At 76.4% G+C, this 1,865-nt stretch carries 1 protein-coding gene; it reads right to left on the bottom strand.

Annotated features, from left to right (window positions below; all coding sequences use genetic code 11):
• Nucleotides 1-1,372: MFS transporter (locus tag AB0J52_RS38610; RefSeq protein ID WP_500188007.1), on the bottom strand; the 1,372-nt coding region annotated here is incomplete at its 3' end.
• Between the last annotated feature and the right edge of the window lie 493 nt (nt 1,373-1,865).

The raw sequence follows: 1,865 nt of genomic DNA, 5'->3' as shown, positions 1-1,865 counted from the left end.
GTCCCCGGTCGAGCTGGACGGCCGGGAGCGGATCGAGCTCGGCGAGCGCGACCCGGCCGTCCGCGACCAGGGACATGCCGAGGCCGAGCAGCCCGCCCGCGACCCACACCAGCTGGTGCAGGGTCTCCGACACCGCGAAGGCCGACGACCGGACCTCCTCGCCGACCTCCCGCTGGACCACCGCGTCCAGCGAGAGCTTGCCGAGGGTCTGCCCGACCGCGCCCGCGAACGCCACGGCGAGCGCCGCCCACAGCCCGAACAGGACGGCGCTCACCGCGCAGACGGCCGTGACGAACCCGAGCGTCGCGTGGACGATCACCCGGGGCGCGCGCGCCTTCATCCACGTGCCGAGCGCCGTTCCGGCGAGGCCGCCCGCGGCCGCGCACGCCGCGAGCATCCCGAGCGCGACGTTGTGGGGGACCGGGTCGAACGTCTCCTGCCGCAGCACGAACGCCAGGTAGATGATCAGGAAGCCGGAGAACGCGCGCAGCACGGCGTTCGCCCGCATCGCCTCGGCCACGACCGGGCCGACCTTGAGCAGCGTCCGCCCGCGTCCGCGCCGCCCGCCGGTTCCGGCGGTGTCGGCGGTGTCGGCGGTGTCGGCCTCGTCAGGGTGCGCGGCATCCGTTGGCGGGGCTGTGTCGGAAGACCGGGAGGCGTCCGGGTCGTCCACGTGGGCGGGGAGGCGGAGGACGAGGACGACGCCGAGGCCGAACACGAGCGGCGCGAGCCGCAGCAGCCAGTCCGCGCCGGCCAGCAGGCTGACGCCGCCGCCGAGCGGGGCCGCGACGGCCGCCGCGAGCAGGCCCGCGAACGACAGCCGCGCGTTGGCCGTGACCAGGGTGACCCGGTCCGGCAGGACGCGTGGCGTGACCGCGGCCCTGAGCACGCCGAACGCCTTCGACAGCACCAGGACCCCGAACGCGGCGGGCAGGAACGTCACCTCGTCCCCGTGCGGGATCGCGCCCGCCATCGCCCAGCAGAGCAGCCCGCGACCGGCCATCGAGGCGGCCAGGGAGTACCGGCGGACGTGGCGCATCCGGTCCAGCGCGGGGCCGATCAGCGGCGCGACCAGCGCGAACGGCGCCATCGTCACTAGCAGGTAGAGCGCCACCTGGCCGCGCGCCTGGTTCACGTCCAGGTGGAAGAACAGCGTTCCGGCGAGGGCGACCGCGACCAGCGCGTCCCCGGCCGAATTGATCGCCGCCGCCTCGATCAGCGCGCCGAGGCCGCTGCGCCCCGCGCCCTGCGCGTTGGCGGCTCTCCGGACGGCCCGTCCGGCGCGTCCCGCTCCGCTGCCGACACGCCGGGCTCCGGTGCCGATCTTGCGAATGCTCCGGCGGAACCGTCCGGGGGACTGGATTCCGGCCATGCCGGGCGTTCCGGCGGCGTCCGCGCCCGGGTTTCCGCCCGAGCCCGTGCCGCGGCTCCCGCCGGTGCCCGCCCCGGGGCCCGGGCCAGGGTGCGCGCCGGTGTTTGTGGCCGAGGTGTGACCCGCGTCCGCACGGGTGTCCCCCGGGCCGCCGTGCCGGCGGCCGTCAGCGGGATGACCTGCGGATTCGGACATCTGGGCCGGGCGCGCTCCTTGGTCGCGGGCGATCGTCGGGGTGCCTTTGACGAAGGTATGTTCCCTTCGGGACGGAGATCGACCGTCCGGGGGCCGGGCATGTGCCCGGCCACGCCCTTCCATGGGCGAGAATTGGAGAGTGAGCCCAACCCGTCAGTCCAGCACCGCGCGTTCCACCGGGTCCCGGTCCGGCGCCGCAGCCGCCAGTGCCGCCGCGGGCGGGGCGGCGCGCCGCAGCCGCCAGGCCGCCGTCGACGCCGCCTGCGCCGAGGCGGTCGAGCTCGCCCGCGCCGCCGCC

Source organism: Spirillospora sp. NPDC049652 (assembly GCF_040675125.1).
Lineage (GTDB): Bacteria > Actinomycetota > Actinomycetes > Streptosporangiales > Streptosporangiaceae > Spirillospora.
Note: the sequence above shows the minus strand (reverse complement) of the source record. Positions and strands in the feature narration are given on the sequence as shown.